Annotated in this window: 20 protein-coding genes and 1 other RNA gene; 13 read left to right on the top strand and 8 right to left on the bottom strand. The window is 70.3% G+C overall.

Annotated elements, in window-relative coordinates; translation table 11 throughout:
• Positions 1-274: 274 nt before the first annotated feature.
• Positions 275-1,453 carry an RNA ligase RtcB family protein gene (locus ACSC1Q_RS37460; RefSeq protein WP_436763470.1) on the bottom strand — a complete coding sequence of 393 codons (1,179 nt, stop codon included), beginning with the start codon at positions 1,451-1,453 and terminating at the stop codon, positions 275-277.
• Between the two features lie 534 nt (positions 1,454-1,987).
• On the opposite strand from ACSC1Q_RS37460, the gene ACSC1Q_RS37455 reads away from it, so the two are divergent.
• The 6 genes from ACSC1Q_RS37455 to ACSC1Q_RS37430 all read left to right on the top strand — a co-directional run bounded on the left by ACSC1Q_RS37455 (position 1,988) and on the right by ACSC1Q_RS37430 (position 8,204).
• Positions 1,988-2,833 (top strand): S1C family serine protease, encoded by an 846-nt coding sequence (locus ACSC1Q_RS37455; protein WP_436763469.1) that lies wholly within the window; start codon positions 1,988-1,990, stop codon positions 2,831-2,833.
• A 47-nt stretch (positions 2,834-2,880) separates the two neighbouring features.
• A complete protein-coding gene (locus tag ACSC1Q_RS37450; RefSeq protein ID WP_436763468.1) occupies positions 2,881-3,870 on the top strand; it encodes an AAA family ATPase in 990 nt (329 codons plus the stop codon).
• Positions 3,871-3,876: 6 nt separating this feature from the next.
• Positions 3,877-4,761, top strand: a complete 885-nt coding sequence (locus tag ACSC1Q_RS37445) for a DUF58 domain-containing protein (protein WP_436763467.1) — start codon at positions 3,877-3,879, stop codon at positions 4,759-4,761.
• 133 nt (positions 4,762-4,894) lie between these two features.
• Positions 4,895-5,845, top strand: coding sequence for a VWA domain-containing protein (locus ACSC1Q_RS37440; RefSeq protein WP_436763466.1), 951 nt, complete (start codon positions 4,895-4,897; stop codon positions 5,843-5,845).
• The gene (locus ACSC1Q_RS37435; protein ID WP_436763465.1) at positions 5,846-6,904 is read left to right on the top strand and encodes a VWA domain-containing protein; all 1,059 of its coding nucleotides are present in this window, start codon (positions 5,846-5,848) and stop codon (positions 6,902-6,904) included.
• Between the two features lie 586 nt (positions 6,905-7,490).
• The gene (locus tag ACSC1Q_RS37430; RefSeq protein WP_436763464.1) at positions 7,491-8,204 is read left to right on the top strand and encodes a hypothetical protein; all 714 of its coding nucleotides are present in this window, start codon (positions 7,491-7,493) and stop codon (positions 8,202-8,204) included.
• A gap of 519 nt (positions 8,205-8,723) precedes the next feature.
• Here the strand turns inward: ACSC1Q_RS37430 and ACSC1Q_RS37425 are convergent.
• Entirely contained in the window at positions 8,724-9,020 is a 297-nt protein-coding gene (locus ACSC1Q_RS37425; RefSeq protein ID WP_436763463.1) for a hypothetical protein, read from the bottom strand.
• Between the two features lie 105 nt (positions 9,021-9,125).
• Between ACSC1Q_RS37425 and ACSC1Q_RS37420 the strand changes: the two genes are divergently transcribed.
• Entirely contained in the window at positions 9,126-9,608 is a 483-nt protein-coding gene (locus ACSC1Q_RS37420; protein ID WP_436763495.1) for a tyrosine-type recombinase/integrase, read from the top strand.
• A gap of 15 nt (positions 9,609-9,623) precedes the next feature.
• Here the strand turns inward: ACSC1Q_RS37420 and ACSC1Q_RS37415 are convergent, their stop codons facing one another.
• The 6 genes from ACSC1Q_RS37415 to ACSC1Q_RS37390 all read right to left on the bottom strand — a co-directional run bounded on the left by ACSC1Q_RS37415 (position 9,624) and on the right by ACSC1Q_RS37390 (position 14,364).
• A complete protein-coding gene (locus ACSC1Q_RS37415; RefSeq protein WP_436763462.1) occupies positions 9,624-9,929 on the bottom strand; it encodes a hypothetical protein in 306 nt (101 codons plus the stop codon).
• Between the two features lie 2 nt (positions 9,930-9,931).
• On the bottom strand, positions 9,932-10,258 hold the full coding sequence (locus ACSC1Q_RS37410; RefSeq protein WP_436763461.1) for a hypothetical protein: 327 nt from the start codon (positions 10,256-10,258) through the stop codon (positions 9,932-9,934).
• A gap of 353 nt (positions 10,259-10,611) precedes the next feature.
• An RNA gene (gene rnpB / locus ACSC1Q_RS37405) (RNase P RNA component class A) lies at positions 10,612-11,006 on the bottom strand.
• 267 nt (positions 11,007-11,273) lie between these two features.
• The gene (locus tag ACSC1Q_RS37400) at positions 11,274-12,785 is read right to left on the bottom strand and encodes a histidine phosphatase family protein (protein WP_436763460.1); all 1,512 of its coding nucleotides are present in this window, start codon (positions 12,783-12,785) and stop codon (positions 11,274-11,276) included.
• A 5-nt stretch (positions 12,786-12,790) separates the two neighbouring features.
• On the bottom strand, positions 12,791-13,531 hold the full coding sequence (locus tag ACSC1Q_RS37395) for a zinc ribbon domain-containing protein (protein WP_436763459.1): 741 nt from the start codon (positions 13,529-13,531) through the stop codon (positions 12,791-12,793).
• A complete protein-coding gene (locus ACSC1Q_RS37390; protein ID WP_436763458.1) occupies positions 13,528-14,364 on the bottom strand; it encodes a Nif3-like dinuclear metal center hexameric protein in 837 nt (278 codons plus the stop codon). The genes ACSC1Q_RS37395 and ACSC1Q_RS37390 overlap by 4 nt, the downstream gene beginning before the upstream one ends.
• A gap of 298 nt (positions 14,365-14,662) precedes the next feature.
• Here ACSC1Q_RS37390 and ACSC1Q_RS37385 point away from each other — a divergent pair, with 298 nt between their 5' ends.
• The 6 genes from ACSC1Q_RS37385 (at position 14,663) to ACSC1Q_RS37360 (ending at position 22,656) form a co-directional block, all read left to right on the top strand.
• Positions 14,663-15,736, top strand: a complete 1,074-nt coding sequence (locus ACSC1Q_RS37385) for a serine/threonine protein phosphatase (RefSeq protein WP_436763457.1) — start codon at positions 14,663-14,665, stop codon at positions 15,734-15,736.
• Positions 15,737-15,850: 114 nt separating this feature from the next.
• Entirely contained in the window at positions 15,851-17,290 is a 1,440-nt protein-coding gene (locus ACSC1Q_RS37380) for a flavin-containing monooxygenase (RefSeq protein ID WP_436763456.1), read from the top strand.
• Positions 17,291-17,504: 214 nt separating this feature from the next.
• Complete coding sequence (locus ACSC1Q_RS37375; RefSeq protein ID WP_436763455.1) at positions 17,505-18,536, top strand: dipeptidase; 1,032 nt, start codon at positions 17,505-17,507, stop codon at positions 18,534-18,536.
• 161 nt (positions 18,537-18,697) lie between these two features.
• Positions 18,698-19,894, top strand: a complete 1,197-nt coding sequence (locus tag ACSC1Q_RS37370) for a hypothetical protein (RefSeq protein WP_436763454.1) — start codon at positions 18,698-18,700, stop codon at positions 19,892-19,894.
• Positions 19,891-21,012, top strand: coding sequence for an o-succinylbenzoate synthase (menC, locus tag ACSC1Q_RS37365; protein WP_436763453.1), 1,122 nt, complete (start codon positions 19,891-19,893; stop codon positions 21,010-21,012). Before ACSC1Q_RS37370 ends, menC begins: the two co-directional genes overlap by 4 nt.
• Positions 21,013-21,228: 216 nt before the next feature.
• Positions 21,229-22,656, top strand: a complete 1,428-nt coding sequence (locus tag ACSC1Q_RS37360; protein WP_436763452.1) for a sensor histidine kinase — start codon at positions 21,229-21,231, stop codon at positions 22,654-22,656.
• Position 22,657: the final 1 nt, after the last annotated feature.

Raw genomic sequence — 22,657 nt, 5'->3', positions numbered from 1 at the left:
ACGAGCCGAACGCCCGCACGTCTTGGGCGGGAGTCAGTCCGGCGTCTCCGGGCGTTCGACACGGACGGGGTCGCCGCGTACGAGCTCGTCGTGGACGCGCCGGCGGGCGCTGACGGCGGCGCGCCCTCCTCCTCGTCGCCGTGCTCGACGCGCTGTCGCAGCAGCCGGGCCAGCGCCCAGGCGCACTCCTGCGGGCCACGCCCGGCCGACAGCAGCAGGTGAACGTCCACCGCCGACCTCGCTCGCGCGCCCGCGACCGGCCCCGTTCGCCCGCTCACGAACGGCCCCGCTTGCGGCGCCTGTCCCGCTGGGACGCGGACCCGAGGTCGGCTGTCTTGTAGGTGACCAGAGGGACCGTGGTGGCCACCGGCGTGGCCAGGCCGTGGTCGACGAGGTCGGAGATCACCTGCTCGATGCGCTTGTAGGCCGTCGGCGCCTCCTCGAAGAGCAGCTGGCGGTCTCCGCACACCACCAGCGACCCCACCGGCGTGCGGCGCAGCTCCTCGACCGTGTGCTTGGCCCTGCCCCGGCGCAGGGCGTCCGCGCGCGACATCTTGCGGCCCGCGCCGTGCGCGACGGAATGACCGGCGTCCGGCCCGGCGTGGGCGGCCACCAGGTACGAGGGGGTGCCTCGCGTACCGGCGATGAGCACATCGTCGCCGTCGCCGGGCGCCGCCCCCTTGCGGTGCAGGTAGAGCCCGTCGCGGACCTCGACCAGGTTGTGGCACTGGTCGACGAGCGGCTCGGCGGGCTCGGCCCCCAGCGCGTGGGCGACCCGGGCGGCCATCAACCTGCGGTTGAGCGATCCCCAGCGTACGGCGTCGTCGTGCATCGCCAGGTAGGCGCCGGGATCGGGGGCGGGACCCGCGCCGTGGACCTCGGTGTGCGCCCGCAGGATCCGCTCACCCAGACCCCGGGAACCGCTGTGCACGATGAGGACCAGGTCGCCCTCGGCGAGTCCGAGGCGGCTCGCGTGGCCCGGCTCGAAGACGGTCCCGATCCGCGCCAGCTCGACGAAGTGGTTGCCCCGGCCGACCGTCCCGAGGCCCTCGGTGTGACCGGCGGGGATGTCGCCCTTCAGCACGGCCCAGGCCGGGTCGTCGCCGTCCCGCTCGGGGTCCAGCGCGCGGTCGAGGTCGGGGAAGCGGGCGGCGAGCTTCTCGGGCACGGCGCGCTTGAGCCTCATGGGGAACACCGCTATGCCGCACCCGATGTCGGAGCCCACCAGGAAGGGATACAGCACGGTCGAGGCCATCGCGGCGCCGATGGGGGCGCCCTTGCCGGGGTGCAGGTCGGGCATGGCCGCGACGTGCGTCATGCCCTCAAGTGCGGCCACCTGGTGGCACTGCGCGAGGGCGTCGGACTCGATCCAGCTCGCGGGCGAGGCGAACACGGCGACGGTGGCCGGGCCCGTGGCCGCGGTGGGCGACGGCGGGGAGTGGTGCTGGGACAAAGAGGCTCTCCCAAAGGGGAATGGGCTGACAGCGTTACGGGGCGCGCCGGCGCCGTGGCATCTCGGGGTGGCGGGGTGCTGTCCGTCAGAGCGTCATGGACACCACGTTCCCCGAGCCCGCCACGCGAGGGCAAGCGGTTTTCGGCCGTACCGCCCATCGGTGGGCCGCACCGGAAGGCCCTGGGAGGCACCGGAAGGCACCGGAAGGCACCGGCCTGTGCCGCCGATGGCCGGGGCACCGGTGGACGAAGTGGCTAATTGGCGAAGTGCGCGAAGTGGGCGAAGTGGGCGAAGTGGGCGAAACATCTTCGGGGGCGTCCCGCACGTGTCCCGTGACCTACGACCGCGTGTGACCGTTGGGAAAGGGCGAGTCGAGCCCCAGGTCAAGAGGTGCGAGCCGCCGGGCACGGGCGGGGCGCGCACCGGCGGGTTCTCTACCACAGGCAACGTGGGTGGGGCTACGGGGACCGGTTCTCAGGGAGTTTTCAGGCGGAGTTTGTAGCACTTTCAACTTAAATTTATGACTATGGGGCAATGGAGCGTGCGCCGCAGGAGGCCGACGCGGCCGAGGCTCGGGTAGCCCCGGCCGGGAAGGCCTGGCGATTCGCCGCCGGGGGTGGCGCGCTCGTCGTCGTGGCCCTGCTCGCGTACTGGCTGGGCAGCGGCGGCGGGAACGGCGAGGAGGCCGCGTCCCGGCCGAGCGCGACGCCGACGCCCAGCGCGACGCTCACGGTGCCCGACGTCTTCAAGCGGGTCGGGCCGTCGGTGGTGGTCATCCAAGCCGGGAAGTCGCTCGGGACCGGGGTGATCGCGGCCGAGGACGGGACGATCCTGACGGCGTACCACGTCGTCGAAGGCGCCTCGGACAAGGGCGGCGCGGGCAAAGGCGGCTCGGACAAGGACACTTCGAGCAGAGACCCCGAGGACGTCACCGTGACGTTCGCCGACGGCACCAGGACGAAGGCCGTCGTCGCGTCGTCGGATCCCGAGCTCGACGTCGCGACCCTCAGGCCCGCGAGGCTGCCGGAGATCGTCGTCCCGGCGACACTCGGCGGCGGCGCGACCGTGGGCGCGCCCGTCGTGGCGATCGGCAATCCGCTGGGCCTGACCTACAGCGTCTCCACCGGCGTCGTGTCGGGCCTGAACCGGACCGCCAAGGACGGCGACCTGAACGGGCTCATCCAGTTCGACGCCTCCGCGAACCCGGGCAGCTCCGGCGGTCCCCTCCTGGACGCCCGCGGCCTGGTCATCGGGATCGTCGTCTCGATCGCCGACCCGGGAGGCGACGAGGCGTTCGCCGGCATCGCGTTCGCGGTGCCGATCGGCGCGGCCCTGGGCGGCGGTGAGGGCGAAGGGCCACCGGGCGGGCCCCAGATCTGACCGGAGCGTCACGAAGCGCCACGAGGCGTCACGAGAAGGAACATCATATGACCTCGACAAAGTCCTCCGAGTCGGCCCATCCGCTCGAACATGTGCTGTTCGAGGTCAAACGCACGATCGTCGGGCAGGACCTCCTGCTGGAGCGCATGGCCGTCGCGCTGATCGCCGACGGCCACCTGCTCGTCGAGGGCGTACCGGGCCTGGCCAAGACGCTCGCGGTGAGGTCGCTCGCCGCCGCGATCGCCGGGAGTTTCCAGCGCGTCCAGTTCACCCCCGACCTGGTGCCGGCCGACCTCGTGGGCACGCGGGTCTACCACCAGCACTCCGGGGAGTTCAAGACCGAGCTCGGCCCGGTCTTCGCGAACCTGCTCCTGGCCGACGAGATCAACCGCGCCCCCGCCAAGGTGCAGAGCGCCCTGCTGGAGGTGATGCAGGAGCACCAGGTGACGATCGGCCGCGAGACGTTCCGGGTGCCCGAGCCGTTCCTGGTCATGGCGACGGAGAACCCGATCGAGTCGGAGGGCACCTACCCGCTCCCCGAGGCGCAGGTCGACCGTTTCATGATGAAGGTGGTCGTCGACTATCCGACGCAGGCGGAGGAGCAGGCGATCGTCGCACGGGCGCTGCGTCCGCCCGAGCCGCCGCGGCCGATGGTGACGGCCGAGGACCTGGTCGCGATGCGGGCCCGCGCCCGGCAGGTGTACGTCGATCCGGCGATCGTCGACTACGCGGTACGCCTGGTCTCCGTGACGCGTTCCCCCGCGACGGCCGGGCTCGGCGAGCTGGAACGGTACGTCACCTACGGGGCGAGCCCGAGGGCGTCCATCGCGCTCGTCACTGGCGCCCGGGTGCTGGCGTTCCTGCGCGGCCGCACCTACGTCCTGCCGCACGACCTGTCCGAACTCGCCCTCGACGTGCTGCGCCACCGCCTCGTGCTGTCCTACGAGGCCCTCGCGGACGACGTCGACGCCGACACGATCGTCACCAGGGTGCTCGGGGCCGTCCGGGCGCCCGACGTCGTCCTGCAGAACCGCTGAGCCGGCATGGCCACCGCCCCCGAGAGGCTCCTGCTCCGCCTGGAGTGGAAGGTCGTCCGCAGGCTCGACGGCCGACTCCAGGGCGCCCACCGCACCGCGCACCGCGGCTCCGGGATCGACTTCACCGGGTTGCGCCCCTACGGCGACGGCGACGACGCCCGGCACATCGACTGGAACGTCACCGCACGGCTGGACGAGCCGCACCTGCGCGTGTTCACCGAGGATCGCGAGCTGACGGTGTGGCTCGTCCTCGACCGGTCGGCGTCGATGGCGGCAGGCCGGCCGGGACGCGGCAAGCACGACGTACTCGCCGAGCTCGCGCTCGTCCTCGCCCGGCTGTTCGGCCGGGGCGGCAACCGCGTCGGCGCCCTGCTGTTCGACACCGGGACGCTGCGCGTCGTGCCGCCCGGCACCTCCCGGCGGCACGCGCTGCGGATCGGCGCCGAACTGGAACGCACCTCCGAGACACGCGGCGGCACCACCACCGACCTGGCGGAGATGCTCGACGCGGCCGGACGGCTCGCGCGCCGCCGCGCGCTCGTCGTCGTGCTGTCGGACTTCATCGGCGAGGGCGACTGGGAGCGCTCACTCCAGCGCCTGGCCCGGCGGCACGAGGTGGTCGCGCTGCGGATCGTGGACACGGCCGACGACGTACTGCCCGAAGCCGGGCTGATCGTGGTCGAGGACGCGGAGACCGGCGAGCAGCTCGTCGTCGACTCCGCCGACCCGCTGTTGCGGGTCCGCTTCCGCGCCGCCGTCGACGCCCGCGACGCCCGGCTCGAAGCGGGCATGCGCCGGGCCGGGGTGCCCGTCCACCGCGTCGACACCGACCGCGACCTGGCCGAGGCACTCGTCGGGGTCGTCGCCCGCACCGGGGACCGGTCGCCATGACCGGCCCCGCCGAGGTCGTCGACAAACGCACGAGGCCGACGGTCGCCGACGGACGCACGGGGCCCGCGGTCATCAACGAACGCACGAAGCCCACGGTCGTCAACGAACGCACGAGGCCCGCGAAGGAGGACTCATGACCCTGTCCTCCTCGCCGCTGCTGGTCATCGGACTGCTCGTCACGGCGGCGCTCGCCTGGGCGGCCGTCGTCTCGGCGCGTCGTAGGACGGCCGCCCTGACCGCGGCCGGGGTCGCCGTGCCGGGCGGTCGCCGGGCGTACCTCGGAACCGGCCTGACGATCGCCGGCGTCGGGGTGCTCGCGGTCGCCGCCGCCGGGCCGACGGCCATGGTGCCGGTCCCCCGCACCGCGGGCACCGTCATCCTCGCCATCGACGTCTCCAACAGCATGGGTGCCGACGACGTCGCCCCCACCCGGCTGGCGGCCGCGCAGCGGGCGGCCCGCGCGTTCGTGGCGGCGCAGCCAGACAGCGTCGACATCGGGGTCGTCGCGTTCGAGCGGGGGGCGCTCACCACCGCGCGGCCCGACGCCGACCACTCCGTCGCGCTCAAGGCCATCGACCGGTTGAAGATCACCGGCGGTACCTCGCTGGGGACGGCCATCACGGCCTCCCTGTCGGCGATCACCGGCAAGCAGGTGGCCCTCGGCCGCGAGGGCACCGCGCCCGACATCGGTTACTGGCCGTCGGCGACGGTCGTGATGTTCTCCGACGGGCAGAACCAGGGCGCGGACGTCGAACGGGCCGCCACCGTGGCCCAGGGGGCGGGCGTCCACATCCACACCGTCGGGGTAGGCACCACGGCCGGGGCGACGGTGAAGGTCGACGGCTACCACCTGCGGACCTCGCTCGAAGAGGACACCCTCACCTCGATCGCGCAGACCACCGGCGGCGCCTACCACCCCGCCTCCGACACCGCGCGGCTCGACGGGATCGCCGACACGATCGACCTGCGGCTCACCGTCTCCGACGAGCCGCTGCCCCTCGCCGGCGGGCTGATCGGGCTCGCCCTCGCGCTGCTCACCGCAGGGGCGGCGCTCACTGTGCTCCGGTCTGGACGGGTGATCTGAATGTCGTTCTCATGGCCGTGGGCACTGCTGTCCATCCTGGTCATCCCGCTGATCTTCGCCATCCGCGAGTGGGCGCGCCGCCGCCGTCGGCGGGCCGCCGTGCGCGTCACCTCGATCGCGCTCGTCCGCAGCGCCCTGCCCGGCCGTACGCGCTGGACGCGGAGGATCCCCGTGGCACTGTTCGTGGCCGGGCTCGCGCTGCTCGCGGTCGGGGCCGCGCGACCGCAGGCGTCGGTCCCGGTGCCGCAGACGTCGGTGACGATCCTGCTCGCGCTCGACACCTCCGGCTCCATGTGCTCCACGGACGTCGACCCCAACCGCCTCACCGCCGCGAGGAAGGCCGCCGCCGAGTTCATCGAGTCGCAGCGGGGCGGGCCGCGCATCGGCCTGGTCACCTTCGCGGGCACCGCGGGCCTGCTCGTACCGCCCACCGACGACACCGACTCGCTGATCGAGGCGCTGGACGGCCTCACCGTGTCCCGCGGCACCGCGATCGGGCAGGCCGTACTCGCCTCGATCGACGCGATCGCGGAGGTCGACCCGTCGGTCGCCTCCACCGGGGCGGATCCGGGCGCCGGTGGGTCGGGCTACGCCGGTGCCGCGATCGTCGTGCTCACCGACGGCGCCAACACCCAGGGCGTCGACCCGCAGCTCGCCGCCCAGGAGGCGGCCCTGCGCCGCGTCCGCGTCTTCCCCATCGGCTTCGGCACCACGAACCCGGCCCCGATGGTCTGCGACAACTCCCAGTTCGACGGCCGCGGATTCGGCGGCTGGGGCGGTGGCGGCGGTGGCCGTGGCGGATTCGACAGGGGCCGCAACCCTCGCACCATCGACGAGCCCGCGCTCAAGCGGATAGCCCAGACCACCGGTGGTTCCTACCACCGCGCCGAGAACGCCGACCAGCTCCAGAGCGCCCTCGACGCCCTCCCCGGAAGCTTCACCGTCATCCACCAGCGGATCGACACTGCCTCGGCCTTCGCCGCCACCGGCGCCCTCCTCGTCACCGCCGCCCTGTCCCTCTCCCTCTGGTGGAACCGGCCCCGGCCCCTGACCCGCTGACGTGCGCGCGGTCAGGGGCACGCCGACGGGGCCGACCGCGATGAGAAGGGCCGGCAGCGGAAGCGCGACTTCGAGGAGAAGGCCGATGCCGACCACTTCGGCTCCACTCGTCGCGCCGACGAACCCCGGGGCGAGCGGAGCGATCTGGCGGCTGGGCCGGCGTTGAACGTAGCGGGCGGTTTCGTGTTCCGTCGGCGGGACGTGAGTCTGCCGTGGCCAACCGGACGAGCGTTCGAGAGACCGTGACCGAACGACCACGGCCATTGGTTCCGCGGACGAGCAGTACGGGAGGGCAAAGCAGCACAAAAAACTATTAAGAGACAAATAATGTATATGCCGCCAAAGACTTTAAAGCGCACAATTAGTTCTCCTTGGGATATAAGTCGCATTCGCTACACCGCTCAACCAGGTCACCCCACGCAAGACGCCACAAAACACCTATTCCCTGCACCCGTAACAGTTCTTCGGCGACGTCGAAGATCAGCACGTGCGGACACCACTTGCTAACGAAATAGGAGAACACGCTCATATCACGTAGCCCGGCCGCATACTGGGAAAAAAATCCCCAAGCTCTGGACGGTGCCCCATGTCCGCGGCTCAACTCTTCCTCAACGCCTTCACCGCCGTCGCCATCGATCCCGATATGGCGCGCAACGCGGCTCGAAACTATTCTTCGGTGTCGACCTGGACGGCTTCACAGGCCACGCAGACCGCGCTGGTGGGCGCGGGGGCGCTTATCGTGCCGGGGGTGCACATCCTCGGGATGGGCGTGGACCTGACCATGGTCCTCCACAAGATGGGGTGGACCACGTGGGGAGTGGGGCAGCTGGTCGGCGCCGACCTGGAGGGGAAACTGGACCTCGCCCTCACCCTGGGAATCTGGTCGGGGGTGGTAACCGATGACATGATCGCCGCGGCGGTCATCGCGGCCGGCGCGGGGGTTCTCGTCAAGGGGATAATGGTCACGGGGCCGGCAGTTTTCATGGCCTCAATCGCGTCCAAGATTGCCGGCGCCTCGGTGGCGGCGATTCTGGCGGAGATGGGGGTCAGCAAGGGAGTGGCCAAGGGAATGGGAAAGGTCGCCGGAAAACTGGCGGGCCCCGCGGCCACCAATCTCGCCAACAAGATCGTGGCCAAGCTGAGCCCCAAGGCCGCCGCCGTTCTGGCCGGCGGAACCGCCGGAAAGGCGATTCCCATCGTCGGTGCACTTATCGGCGCGGGCGTCAACGTCTGGATCATCAACTCGATCTCTTCGTCCGCCGAGAAGTACTACCGGGCCAAGGCCCGCACAGCCCAGTAGTCCAGCCGTTCACTCATGATCTCTTCGAATTTCCGAGAGGGCACCTCTCCAAGAGTTCCTCCCGGTGTGCGGCACGCGGTATCCGCGGGGACAGTTCACCGGGGGAACGGGCACCACGCTCCGCCCGGGTCTTCGGCCGCGTACATGCGAAGCCACGGGCACGTGCTGCCGGGACCGGCGTTCTGCCCCCGTACTCCGGTCAAGAGGCGTCCGGTCGAACACGCCACGCGCCACGCGCCCGAGTCCGCTTCCGCCGTCCCAGACCACCGGCGATACGCCCGGAATGCACCCTCCCGGCTTTTGGATCTCACCATGAGGGCACATCCATGCAGGTCAAAGGCATGAAAGGCGGACGAGTCGGCCTGTGGGCCGGGTTCTAATCCCGCAGGAATGCGACCTGCGCCGGAACTGGAGATGTGGCTTCTGAGCTGCGAAAACGCTGTCGTTGTTTGACACTGCTTGCCTATGCCTGCCGACGCGATGTGCCCTCAATGCGCCCTGTCCGTTGAGCCTCACCGATCAACGGAGCAAGTCGAGCCTGCCCTGTGCGCGCTCTCTGTCCTCGTCCGTGAAGAGCTCCGCAAACTCTTCTTTCAGCACGTGTGCCTCCACAGTGAGATCGAGGCGTCCATGACTCCGCAGGAACTCGAACCCATCCGAGATCTGGTCACTCCATAGGAGTTGCTTCGCAGCGGCTAGTCCCCCGCGGTCCGACACCATCTGGATGAAGCGGTTCGCGGGGTAGCTGAGATCCTGCTTGGCGGTCTGATAAATATCGACCATCGCGCGGTGAAACCGCCGCTCTGTCTCGTTCACTCTCCGCCTCCAACCATCTTCGAAGAGTCTCACGCAAGGGTTGGGGAGTCTATGCCTTCGACGTGAGCGTGGAGAGCCAGATCTCCACGGTACGAGGGGAGAGCCATCGCCGTGGATCAGGTGGACTTCAACGAACGGATGATCGTGGTCAGGCAGCGGGTTGTGGTGATCAACCGGCGTCCCGTGCTCGCGACCCCCAAGAGCCCGGCTTCGGTCCGCGATGTGCCTCTGCCGGTCTTCCTCTCCGAAGCGCTCGAAAGCCGCATCACCGAGCGGTCCCCTACCGACGTACTGTGTCGTACCTCCCGCGGCAACCCGATCCGGCGCGACTACTTCAACACCAATATCTGGAAGCCTGCGGCCAAGGCGGCCAAGCTTCAGCCAGACACCACGTTTCACGACCTGCGACACACCTTCGCGAGCACGGCTCTTGCCGCTGGTGTGCCCATCTCCAAGGTGTCCCGGTGGCTCGGCCACGAGTCCATCACCACGACCGTGGACCTCTATGGCCATCTCGTCCCGGAAGCCTCCCAGCGGGCGCGTACGGCTATGGACACGGCTTTCGCCAGGGCGATCCAAAAGAGCTGATTCAGCCGGAGAATGCTAGTCCTCGTCCGGGAGGTCGGCCGTATCAAAGATGTTGATCAGTTGGAACTCGGGAGGCTCTTCAGCCGGCCAGAAGCGAACCAGAACCATCAAGGTCTCTCGCGGCCGGATCGTTACGACGGGGAGAATAGGCTGGTCATCGGCTAAGTCTTGGGTCCAGGACCACCTAGTTCTCCACGTGCCATTGGTGATCGTGCGCAGAACCTCGCAGACAAGTTGTTGATCACCTTCCCTAGGCTTGGCCGATTCCCACCATTTCGCGAGTATTGGTTCGCTTTCCGGTTGGAGCCGCAGCTCCGCCATAGTCACTCCATGAGTCGCTTCAGCACCTCTTCGACATCCAGCGCCTCACCCGATCCGCGAGGGCCTCTAGCGTTTTCCAGCGCCTCCGCATATGCGGGGATGCCGCGCAAATGAACGGTCGCTAGAAGATTCTTTGCGAAATCCACGAGGTGGTCAACGTCCTCGGTCCGCTCGTAGGCCAGGACCGCACGATAGGAGCTGCGCAGGAGTTCCCTCTGCTCGGAGGGCCGCAGACCATCAATCGTCTCCATGGCCCGTTCGACCGCAGGGTCATCATGAGAAACAGAACCGGGTGGGAAGAATTCGTCTTTCATGTCTCCCTGCTCCATTATCCGGCTTCCTTTTGAGGCTCCAGGGAAAGCAGCGATCGCCGACGTCTCCCATAAAAAGAAGATGACCAAAAGTGGACAATTTCACGAGGAGAGCCGGCCGAGATCGAAGCGTACCCATTTCATCGAACATATATTCGACTCGACACTACGCCTCGACGGCAGCCGACGCCAGCCGTTCCAGGCCACCCTGACGCAGTGGAGTAGCTGACGGTTCCGCTTTGACCAAACGGGTTGGTCTTGTGAACCCAGCGGAGCCAGCGGGCGTCTTCATGATCTCTCGGGTTAAAGTGCCCCAGATGTGCTCTGATCTTGCCTGGCGGATGCTCCACACCAGGTCAGAAGGTTAAGGGCGGACGAGTCGGCCTGTAGGCCGGGTTTTGTCCTTCACTTGCGTGAAGGGGCGACCATCCATCTAGGGCCGACGTTGCCGACGGCCTCAAGCGGTCTACCCGTGCGGCTCGGGCGAGCAGCCCTCAAGCGTCGCACGCGGGACGCTCCGGAGAGCGCCCCTTCTTGACCTTGCTCCGGGTGGGGTTTACCGAGCCGCCCACGTCACCGTGGGCGCTGGTGGTCTCTTACACCACCGTTTCACCCTTACCTCGTCTCACGACGAGGCGGTCTGTTCTCTGTGGCACTTTCCCGCGGGTCACCCCGGGTCGGCGTTACCGACCACCCTGCTCTGTGGAGCCCGGACCTTCCTCGGCGGGTCTCGGAAGAGACCCGACGCGGCCGCCCGGCCGGCTCGTCCGCCGTGTCCCAAGCCTAACGGCTCCCAAGTGGACTCCAACCGAGCGGCAAGTCGTCCGCGCTGGAATATGTGTCGAGCGGGACACGACGGACGAGCACCGGGAGGAACCGATGAGAGCACAGACGACCGGTGGGACGGCCGCTCCCGTAGGCCGTGAAGGACACAGCCGACGGCACGGCGAAAGACGCGATGACGTACGCGGTGGCGAACGGGTGTCTCACCGCCCCGGCGGCCGTGGTCTGTCGTGGACGTGAGACCGCCGGTTCAGCGCAGGTGCGAGGTGTCGTTGAACGCCTTCACCACCGCGGGACCGTCGGCGTAATACTCGATCAGGGACAGGGCTGACAGGTCGAGATGCATGCGGTACAGCGCGCCGAGGGGAGCGAGCAGCGCGAACCGCAACAGCATCTTGATCGGCGTTACGTGGGAGACGGCGAGGATCGTCTTGCCCTCGTAGCGCTCGATCAGCAGGTCCCCGGTCGCCTGGACCCGCCGCGCCGCCTCCCCGAAACTCTCCCCACCCGGCGGCGCGGCGGACGGGTCCGCCAGCCACGCGGCGAGTTCGTCGGGCCAGCGGCGCTGGATCTCCGTGAACGTGTGGCCTTCCCAGTCGCCGAAGTCGGTCTCCCGCAGCCCCTCCTCGACGACGACCTCAAGCCCGGCCCTGGCCGCGACGATCTCCGCGGTGGCGCGGGCGCGCCTGAGCGGCGAGCTGACGATCACCTGGACGCCGTACGGCCTCCCGGCGAGTTTGGCCGCGGCGGCCTCGGCCTGGGCGAGGCCGTTGGGCGTGAGCTCGGGGTCGCCGAGCCCGGAGAACCTGCGCTCGACGGAGAGGGGTGTCTCACCGTGCCGGAGCAGGTACAGCGAGGTCGCGACGGAGGTGGGCGGGCGCCAGCCGGTGCCCGGACTCGTGGGGGTGGCCGTCCGGGCCGCTCGCTCACGCGTGGTGGTCCCACTGGTGGTCCCGCCGCCGCCTCCGGAGTCATCGAGGCCGCCTGCCCCGAGATCACTGGCGTCGGAGGCACGGTTGCCGAGGTCGCCCGCGTCAGGGGCACCGTTACCGAGATCGCCGTTGCCGAGGTCACTGGTGCCGAGGTCACTGGTGCCGAGGTCGCCGGTGTCGAAGAGGAGAAGGTCCTCTGGGCTTCCGGAGACGCCGCCTTTCGAGGCCCGGTTCTTTGAGGTGCCGCTTTCCGAAGCTCGGCTCTCCGCGGCCCGGCTTTTGGGGGCGCCGCTTCCGGAAGACCGGCCGCCGGGGGTGCCGCTGCCGGAGGCGCCGGCCCCGGAAGACCGGCCGCCGGGCGTTTCCAGGGCGGCGGAGCCGGAGAGGGTCCAGGCGCGTCCCTTGGCGGCGGCGTCCATGGCCTCGTTGGCCAGGCGGTCGGCGTCCTTGTTCTTCTCGCGGGGGATCCAGCGCCAGGTCACCTTGAGGCGCCTGGCGAGGGTCGCGGCCTCCAGGGCGAGCGGGCGCAGGCCCTCGTTCTTGATCTTCCAGCGGCCGGCCATCTGCTCGACGACCAGCTTGGAGTCCATCCGGACCTCGACCTTCGCGCCGTCGCCGGCGAGGGCGAGGAGGGAGGTCAGGCCCGCGATGAGCCCGCGGTACTCGGCGACGTTGTTGGTCTGGGTGCCGATCGACGCGGCGGTCTCGACCAGCACCTGGCCGTCGGCGGCGTCCTTGACGACGGCGCCGTAGCCCGCCGGGCCCGGGTTGCCCCGCGAGCCGCCGTCGGCCTCGATGACGTACGAGATCACAGAGGTCGCAGGAGTCACAGGGCTCACAGACCGGACTCGGCGGTACGGACGAGGATCCGGCGGCACTCCTCGCAGCGGATGACCTCGTCGTGGGAGGCGGCCTTGATGCGGTTGATCTCGGCGATGGACAGGCTCGTGCGGCAGCCGAGGCAGCGGGCCCCCTGGAGCATCGCGGCGCCCACCCCGAACTGCTCCTTGAGCTTCCCGTAGAGGGTGAGCAGGTCGGCCGGGATGTCCTCGGCGACCCCGGTGCGCTTCCCCTGGAGCTCGTCCCTCTCCTTGTCGATCTCGGCGAAGGCCGTGTCCCTGCGGTCCTCGGCGGTGCCGCGGGTGCCCGCGAGTTCGTCGCGCTCGGACACGAGCCTGGTGACCTGCTCGTCGGCCGACTCGCGGCGCTCCATGATCTCCAGCACTACCTCTTCCAGATCGCTCTGCCTGCGCTTCAGGGAGACGATCTCGGACTGGAGGCTGGCCAGGTCCTTGGGAGAGGACACCTGGCCGGAGTCGAGGCGCTTCTGGTCGCGCTCGGCGCGGGTGCGGACCGAGTCGACGTCGGCCTCGGCCTTGGTCTGCTCACGGGCGAGGTCGCCGGACTCGGTCTCGGCGGCGATCACCTGGGTGGCGATGCGGGCGATGCGCCCGGAGAGCTCGTCGATCTGGGCCAGCTCGGGCAGGGTGCGGCGGCGATGGGCCAGCCGGTCGATGGCGGAGTCGAGTTCGGCCAGGTCAAGCAGACGCTTCTGGGCCGCAGGGGCTGCTTTCACGTGAAATCCTCGCACTTTGCTGTTGTGTTCCAGGCGTCCGTGACCGTCTCGGATACGCGCGTCTCAACAGTAATCCCCCTGGCGGCCGACGCGGACGCGAGATGGTGCGCCGCGTCGGCGAGCCAGGGCCATTCGGTGGCCCAGTGGGCCGCGTCGATCAGCGCGGGGCCGTCCGGGGCCTCCATGAACTCGCTGGCCGGGTGGTGGCGCAGATCGGCGGTGAGGAAGACGTCCACCCCGGCGGCACGGGCCGTCCCGAGGAGGGAGTCTCCCGATCCCCCGCTGACCGCGATCCGCTGGACGGGACGGCCGGGGTCCCCGGCGACCCGCAGGCCGCCCGCCGTGGCGGGCAGTCCCCTGGCGGCCTGCCGGGCGAACTCGGCGAGGGGGACGGGGGCGGGCAGCGAGCCGACGCGGCCCAGGCCGCGCCGGGGGTCGTCGGCGGCGGGACCGAGCGGGACGAGCGGGCCGGTCAGGCCGACGGCGCGGGCGAGCGCGTCGGAGACGCCGGGGTCGGCGACGTCGGCGTTGGTGTGGGCGGTGAAGAGCCCGATGTCGTTCTTGATCAGCGTGTGGACCAGGCGGCCCTTGAAGGTGGTGGCCGCGACGCTCGTGGTGCCGCGCAGGTAGAGCGGGTGGTGGGTGACGATGAGATCCGCACCCCAGTCGAGGGCCTCCTCGGCGACGACGGCCACCGGGTCGACCGCGAACAGGATCTTGCGTACCTCCGCGGAGGGATCTCCGCAGACGAGCCCGACCGCGTCCCACGACTCCGCCCACCTCGGGTCGTAGCGGGACTCCAGCTCTGTGACGATGTCGGCAAGCGTAGGCACGTGCGCAGACTATCGGCCTCCCCCGCCATCGGCCTCTCCCGCTGTCTGCCTCTCCCGGACAGACTCGTCACACCGGCTTCAACACCGGCTTCCGGCGGCTTCGACGACCTCCGCGGTGGTTTCCCCCGCTGATCGCGGAGCACTCCCGCCACCCGCCGGGGAACGAGCCCGGAAAGGCCCGTCCCCGGCGGGTGTAGCGTCTGACGCGCGAAGTCGATCAAAGGGATGCCCGCCATTGGACCTGCGAGACCTGCGAGACACGCGAAACCTGCGAGACACGCGAGACACCCGGCTGGACATGTCTCACGGTGAGCGTGTCGGCAGATACGGCGAGGTCGCGAGCGCGCTGGCGTTGCGCGGTGACCGGCAGCTCGGCGAGGCACTGGAGCGGGCGCGGGTCCTGGGCTCGGGGATCGGCGGTACCTCGGCCCTGCTGTCCGTCGGAGGCGTGCCCGTCTTCGCCAAGCGGATCCCGCTGACCGATCCGGAACGCCGCGCGGACAACGTGATGTCCACCGCGAACCTGTTCGGGGTGCCCCCGTTCTGCCAGTACGGACTCGTCGAGGTCGCCGGGCCCGGCTTCGGCGCGTGGCGCGAACTCGCGGCGAGCGTCATGACGACCAACTGGGTCCTGGCCGGACGCAGCGCGGCCTTCCCGCTGCTGTACCACTGGCGGGTGCTGCCGGGAGCGCCGCCACCCGCCGATGAGCACGCCGACGTCGAGGCGGTCGTGCGCTACTGGGACGGATCGTCGGCGGTACGGGATCGTCTCCACGCCCTCGCCGGCGCCTCGGCCTGCATCGTGCTGTTCCAGGAGTTCATCCCCCACACCCTCGACGACTGGCTCGCCGCCCGGCTCGCGGACGGCCGGGAGGCCGCGACGGCGGCGGCCGCCATGGTCGAGTCGTGCCTGCTCACCGACGTGGCCTTCATGAACGGCCAGGGGCTGACTCACTTCGACGGCCACTTCGGCAACATCCTCACCGACGGCGAACGCCTGTACATCGCCGACCTCGGGCTGGCGACCTCCCCCCGGTTCGACCTGTCCGAGGGGGAGATCGAATTCCTGGAGCGCCACCGGACCCACGACCTCGGGTACGCGCTGATGCGGCTGGTCAACTGGCTCGTCACCGGCTTCTGCGGGGAGAAGGCGTCACTGGACGGCGGACCGGCGCGGCGCAACGCGTACGTCCGCGCGTGCGCGGCCGGCGCGGACCCCGCCGGTGCCCCGCCGGCCGTGGCCGCGATGATCCGCCGGTACGCCCCCGTCGCGGCGGCCGTGAACGACTTCTACTGGGACGTGTACGGCACCAGCAGGACGACGCCGTACCCGGGTGAGGAGATCGAACGTGCCGTGAGCGCGATGCGCTGATCCCCCACCACGGTCCCCGCCCGGATCCCCACCCGGATCCACCGGACACGGCTACTTCCCCGGCGCGGGGGGATCGCCTAGCGTAAGTGGACACTGACCTCCGGAGGCGTGCGCATGAGGCCCAATGTCGCGATCATCGGTGCCGGATTCGGCGGGCTGTGCATGGCCATCCAGCTGGAGAAGGCCGGGATCCGCTCGTACACGGTCTTCGAGAAGGGGGCCGACGTCGGAGGGACCTGGCGCGACAACACCTATCCGGGGGCGGGCTGCGACATCCCCTCGCATCTCTACTCCTTCTCCTTCGAGAGATACTCCAGCTGGACGCGCCGCTATCCCGGGCAGCCGGAGATCCTGCGCTATCTGGAGGGGTGCGCCGACAAGTACGGCCTGCGTTCCCGCATCCGGCTGAACACCATGGTCGTCGCCGCCGCCTTCGACGAGTCGCTGGGCAGGTGGCGGGTCCGCACCACGGCCGGGGACGAGCTGTTCGACGTGGTGGTGTCGGCCGTGGGACAGCTCAACCGGCCCTATCTACCCGACATTCCGGGAATGTCGTCATTCAGTGGGGCGGCCTTCCACTCCGCGCGCTGGGACCACTCCATCGACCTGGCGGGCAGGCGGGTGGCCGTGATCGGGAACGGATCGTCGGCGGCGCAGCTCATCCCGAGGGTGGCCGAGGTGGCCGGGCACCTGGACGTCTTCCAGCGGACCCCCAACTGGGTGATTCCCAAGCCGGACGCCGTCTTCGGCGCCCGCTCGCGGGCCGCCTTCCGTCACGTGCCGTTCCTGCAGCGCGCCTACCGCGAGTGGGTCTACCGGTACGCGGAGAACACCCTCCACCCGGCCCTGGCCGGGGGCTGGAGCACGGACCTGCTGCGCGAGCGGGCCCTGGGGCACCTGCGCGAGCAGGTACCCGACCCGCTGCTGCGGGCCAAGCTGACCCCCGACTACCCGGTCGGCTGCAAGCGGGTCGTCATCGACAGCGGTTTCTATCCCGCGCTGACCCGCCCCGACGTGGACGTCGTCACCGACGGGATCACCGGGATCGTCCCGGGCGGCGTGGAGACCACCGCCGGGCTCCGCGAGGCCGACGTCATCGTGTACGCGACCGGGTTCGAGACCTCCGACTTCCTCGCCCCCATACAGGTCACCGGGCGCGGGGGGCGGCAGCTGGCCAAGGAGTGGAAGAACGGCGCGGAGGCGTACCTGGGCATCGCCGTGCCGCACTTCCCCAACCTCTTCCTGCTGTACGGGCCCAACACCAACCTCGGCCACAACTCGATCGTCTTCATGATCGAATGCCAGGTCCGGTACGTCATGGGCTGCCTGCCGTACTTGGCCTCGCGCGGGCCGATGGAGGTCCGGCCGGAGGCGATGGCCACCTGGCGGCGGAGCCTCGACCGGGCCATGGAGGGCATGGTCTGGCAGGCGGGCTGCACGAGCTGGTACAAGAACGCGACCGGCCGGATCACCAACAACTGGCCGGGCGCCACGACCACCTACCGCCGCATCACCAGGACCCCGCGCCCGGAGTCCTTCCACTTCGCGCGCTGACCCGCCGCCGTCGCTGACCCGCCGCCGTCGCTGAGACGCCGCCGGTCAGACGCCACCGCTGAGACGCCTTCGGCAAGTCAGGCCGCCCCTTGGAAGGGCGGGCCCACGCCCTCGTACGGAAACGAGCGATCGCGAGGGCGCGGAAGTACGGGACGGGCCGGGGTGCCGATACCGTCGTGGCGAACGAGAGCCGTCCGCGCAGAAGGGCCCGCCCGTGTCCGCCGACCTCCACAGCGACTCCGTGGTCGCCGATACCCACAACGACCTGCTGATGGCCGTCACCGCCAGGCCCCCTCACCGGTGGGCCTCCTTCTTCCGCGACCGCTGGCTGCCGCAGCTGCGCGAGGGAGGGGTGAACCTCCAGGTGCTGCCGGTCTTCGTCGACGACCGGTACCGCCCCGAGGGCGCGCTCCGGCAGACCCTGCGCATGATCGAGTGCGCGCACGTGCTGGCCGAGGGCAACGCCGACGCCGTACGCCTCTGCCTGGACGGGGCGCAGATCGACGAAGCGCTCGCCGAGGGCAGGATCGCCCTGGTCCTGGCGCTGGAGAGCATGCCGGGCCTGGACTCCGCCGTCGAGCTGGTGCCGACGCTGCTCCGGCTCGGCGTCCGGGTCGCCTCGATCGCGCACTGGGGCCGTACGGCGCTGGCCGACGGCAGCGGCGAGGACGCCACCGGCAGCAGGCTCACCGCGGCGGGGGTGGAGACGGTGCGGGAGATGGAACGGCTCGGCATGATCTTCGACATCTCTCACCTGGGCGCCTCCGGGGTGGAGCATGTGCTGGAGCTCGCGACGCGGCCGGTGATGGCCACCCACTCCTCGGCCCGCGCGCTGCGCGACCACCACCGCAACCTCACCGACGAGCAGATCCGCGCGGTCGGCGCGACCGGCGGCGTGGTGTGCGTCAACTTCCTGGCGGCCTTCCTCTCGGAGGATCCGGCCGAGTACACCGTGGACCGGCTGGTGGACCACATCGCGCACATCGCGAGTGTCGGCGGCATCGACCACGTGGGACTCGGTCCCGACTTCGTCCGCGAGGTCATGCACGACGTGACTCCCCCGTGCTGCGAGACCGACTACGGCGTCGACCCCCTCGCGGCCCTGCCGGGGCTGTCGGGCCCGAGCGGGCTGCCCCTGGTCACCGACGCCCTGCTCAAGCACGGCTTCGCCGACGAGGAGATCGTGAAGATCATCGGGGGGAACGTGCACCGGCTGTTCCAGGCCCAGCTGGGCAGACCCGCTTGAGCGAACCCGTCGCGGGGCACCACCGGAGGGGGACCGGATGACGATTTCGGCCGATACGGGCGGCCCGGGTACCGAGCGGCGAATCCCGGACGGGAACGGAACGACGAGTGACCAACGGCTCGGCATCGGGCGGCGCGTCCCAGAGGGGAACGGAACGACGGATGACGGGCGATCCGGGCGCCGGGCAGGGCGTCCCGAGGGGGGACGGCGGGCGGATGGCGGGTGATTCCCGTGACGGCGGGCTGCTCGTCGTGGAACTGACCGAGATCGGCGAGTTCGAGGACGTCCAGCGGCTGTTCGACGGGATCTGGAGCCCCGACCCCGCCAACCCGCCGATCACGGTGGAGATGATGCGGGCGCTGTCGCACGCGGGCAACTACGTGGCCGGAGCGTACGAGGGCGGCAGGCTGGTGGGGGCGTCGGTCGGCTTCCTGGGCGCTCCGGCCGGGCAGGTGCTGCACTCGCACGTCACCGGCGCCCTGGCCGGGCGCGGGATCGGGTTCGCGCTGAAGCTGCACCAGCGTGACTGGGCGCTGGAGCGCGGCCTGGAGCGGATCACCTGGACCTACGACCCGCTGGTGCGGCGCAACGCCCACTTCAACCTGGCCAAGCTGGGGGCCCGCCCGGAGGAGTACCTGCCGTCCTTCTACGGCGTGATGAGCGACGCGATCAACGCCGGGGACGAGTCGGACCGGGTGCTCGCCGTCTGGCGGCTGACCGCGCCGCACGTCCTGGCCGCCGTCCGGGGGGAGCCGTACCGGCCGGTGATCCCGGCGGACGCGGTGGCCTGGCTGGGCGAGCGGGACGGCGGGCCGGTGCGGGGACCGGCCGACACGGCCGGGGCGGCCGGGACGGCCGGGGCGGGAACGGTGCTGGTCGCCGTGCCCCGGGACGTCGAGGCGCTGCGCCGCGCCGATCCCCGGGCGGCCGGGGCGTGGCGGGTGGCCGTACGCGAGGTGCTGGGCGGCCTGCTGGAGGAGGGCGGCAGGGTGATCGGATTCGACCGCGAGACGGGCTACGTCGTCGAGCGGCGGCCCGGGGACGGGCTCCACCCGGCGGAAGGGCCCCGTCGGCGGGACACCGAAACCCCACACTCCGACGGCCCCCGGCACGCCCCCGGAACTCCGTACGACGACAGCACCCCGCACAACCCCGGCACTCCACACGACGACAGCACCCCGCACACCCCCGAAACCCCGCACTGCGGTACCAGCACTCGACACAACACTAAAAATCCATATAAGACCGAAATCTCATATAAAAGCGCCACCCAGCACAACGACGAAATCCCTCACGACCACGACCACGGCGACCGGCGTGACGGGATCTCGTACGGCGGAGGAAAGAGAGACGCGTGAGGATCACTGGTATCGAGTTGCGGCGGGTGGCCATGCCCCTGGTCACCCCCTTCCGCACCTCCTTCGGCACCGAGACCGAACGCGACGTGCTGCTGGTGCGTGTCGTCACCCCCGACGCCGAGGGCTGGGGCGAGTGCGTGGCCATGTCCGACCCCCTCTACTCCCCCGAGTACGTCGACGCCGCCGCCGACGTGCTGCGCCGCTTCCTCATCCCCGCCCTGCCCACCGATACCGACGCCCACGGCGTGGGCCGCGCCCTGCACCCTTTCAAGGGCCACCGCATGGCCAAGGCCGCCCTGGAGGCCGCCGTCCTGGACGCCCAGCTGCGCTCCGGCGGCCAGTCCCTGGGCGCCTACCTCGGCGCCGCCGTCGACCGCGTCCCCGCCGGTGTCTCGGTCGGCATCATGGGCTCCGTCCCCGAGCTCGTCGAGGCCGTCGGCGGCTATCTCGACGAGGGCTACCGGCGCGTCAAGCTCAAGATCGCCCCCGGCTGGGACATCGCCCCGACCCGCGCGGTGCGCGAGCACTTCGGCCCCGACCTGCTCCTCCAGGTCGACGCCAACGCCGCCTACACCCTCAACGACGCCCCCCACCTGGCCAAACTCGACCCCCTGGACCTGCTGCTCATCGAGCAGCCCCTCGCCCACGACGACCTCCTCCAGCACGCCCGCCTCGCCACCAGGATCACCACCCCCATCTGCCTGGACGAGTCCATCGAATCGGCCGCCCACGCCGCCGCCGCCATCACCCTGGGCGCCTGCTCCATCATCAACATCAAGCCCGGCCGCGTCGGCGGCTACCTCGAAGCCCGGCGCATCCACGACCTCGCCCGCGCCCACGGCCTCGCCGTCTGGTGCGGCGGCATGCTGGAGACCGGCATCGGCCGCGCCGCCAACGTCGCCCTCGCCGCCCTGCCCGGCTTCACCCTGCCCGGCGACACCTCCGCCTCCCGCCGCTACTACACCACCGACCTCACCCCGCCCTTCGAACTCCACGACGGCCACCTCACCGTCCCCACCGCCCCCGGCATCGGCGTCGATCCCGTCCCCGCCCTCCTCGACGAGGTCACCACCTCCACCGAGTGGATCGCCCTCCAGCCCTTGAACAGCGGCGGTTGAGAGCGGGTCACGAGACGCGGCCCGCCTTCTCGCGTACCGGCACAGCGGGCTCCGCCATGGGATCCCGGCCAACACCAGCATCCATAAAATGCCTTATTCATTCAAATCAGGACCTACTCAAGTAGGTATAAGGATGTTTGCGGCCCCTTGGCGATTAATCACCTTGAAACGGTAATCAATCTGCCTAATGTCTTTCTCGAATGACTGGAGAGCGACGTGTTCACGGGGAGCGGGTGGTCCGTACGGCTCAGGCTGACGCTGATCGCCGTCTTCATGACCATCGTGTCGGGAATCGCCCTCATCGCGATCGCCACGTTCTCCGTCCAGGGGCTGGCGGGCAGCTTCAAGATTGAGGAGGCGGCGGGCGCCGCGCTGCAGAGCGTCCATCTGGCCAAACGGGGGCAACTGCCCCCGGTGGTGCCGCTGGGCAAAACCGACGGCATGCAGCTGCTGAACGCGAAGGGCAAGATCATGGCGTCGACGCCCAACCTGGTCGGCGCCCCCCGGATGGCGAACTTCGCCCCTCCCGCGACGAGCGTCAGGCAGGACAGGGAGGTCTGCGACATCCCCCGGTATCCCGGCAGGTGCATGGACGTCGTGGCCTTCCGGATCTACCAGGACGAGGGGGACTGGGTACTCTACGCCGCCGCCGACCAGGTTCCCTGGTACGTCCGTCCCGAGCTGTTCGCCCTCATCGTCGGCGGCTCCCTGACGATCGTGGCGATAACGGCGGCCGGCACCTACCGGACGGTGACCAGCGCGCTCGTACCGGTGAAGGCGATCAGACGCGAGCTGGAGGAGATCACCGCGACCGACATCGGCCGCCGGGTGCCGGTCCCGGCCGCGCGGGACGAGATCAGGGGGCTGGCCGAGACGATCAACCAGACGCTGGACAGGCTGGAGGCGTCGGCCGAGCAGCAGCGCAGGTTCACCTGCGACGCCTCCCACGACCTGCGCAGCCCGCTCACCGCCATGCGCGCCCAGGTGGAGGAGGCGCTGCACTATCCCGACGACGTCGACTGGAAGGCGAAGACCCGCGCGATGCTCGGCAGCCTGGACCGGCTCCAGGCGATCGTCTCCGACCTGCTGGTGCTCGCCAGGCTCGACTCCGGCGTCCCGGCCCGCTACGAGCGGATCGACCTGGGCACGCTGGTCGGCGACGAGCTGGACAGGCGCGAGCGCCGCGTCCCGGTCGTCAGGGACCTCAGGCCCGGGGTGGCGATCATCGGCAACCGGCTCCGGCTCGCCAGGCTGCTCACGAACCTGCTGGACAACGCGGAACGGCACGCCGTCTCCCAGGTCTCGGTACGCGTGAGCCTGGACGGCGGAACGGCCGTCATGGAGGTGTCCGACGACGGCGCCGGGATCGCGCCCGCGCAGCGGGAGCTGGTCTTCCAGCGTTTCACCCGGCTGGACGCCTCCCGCGACCGGGACGCCGGAGGCACGGGACTGGGGCTTCCCATCGCCAGGGAGATCGCCCGCACGCACGGCGGTCTCCTGAGGCTGGAGGACAGCGCGCGGGGAGCCCGCTTCGTGCTGCGCGTCCCTCCGCACCCCGGCCCGGACGGCGCACCCCACCCTCCCCCACCCACCCCTGACCGCACCCCACCTCCTCCGCCCCCTGCCCCTGACCGCGGATCGTGAC

Origin of the sequence: Streptosporangium heterodermiicola, from assembly GCF_051390675.1 — a bacterium.
Classification (GTDB): Bacteria; Actinomycetota; Actinomycetes; order Streptosporangiales; family Streptosporangiaceae; genus Streptosporangium.
The sequence above is the reverse complement of the archived record's forward strand: the minus strand, read 5'-3'. Positions and strand labels throughout refer to the sequence as shown.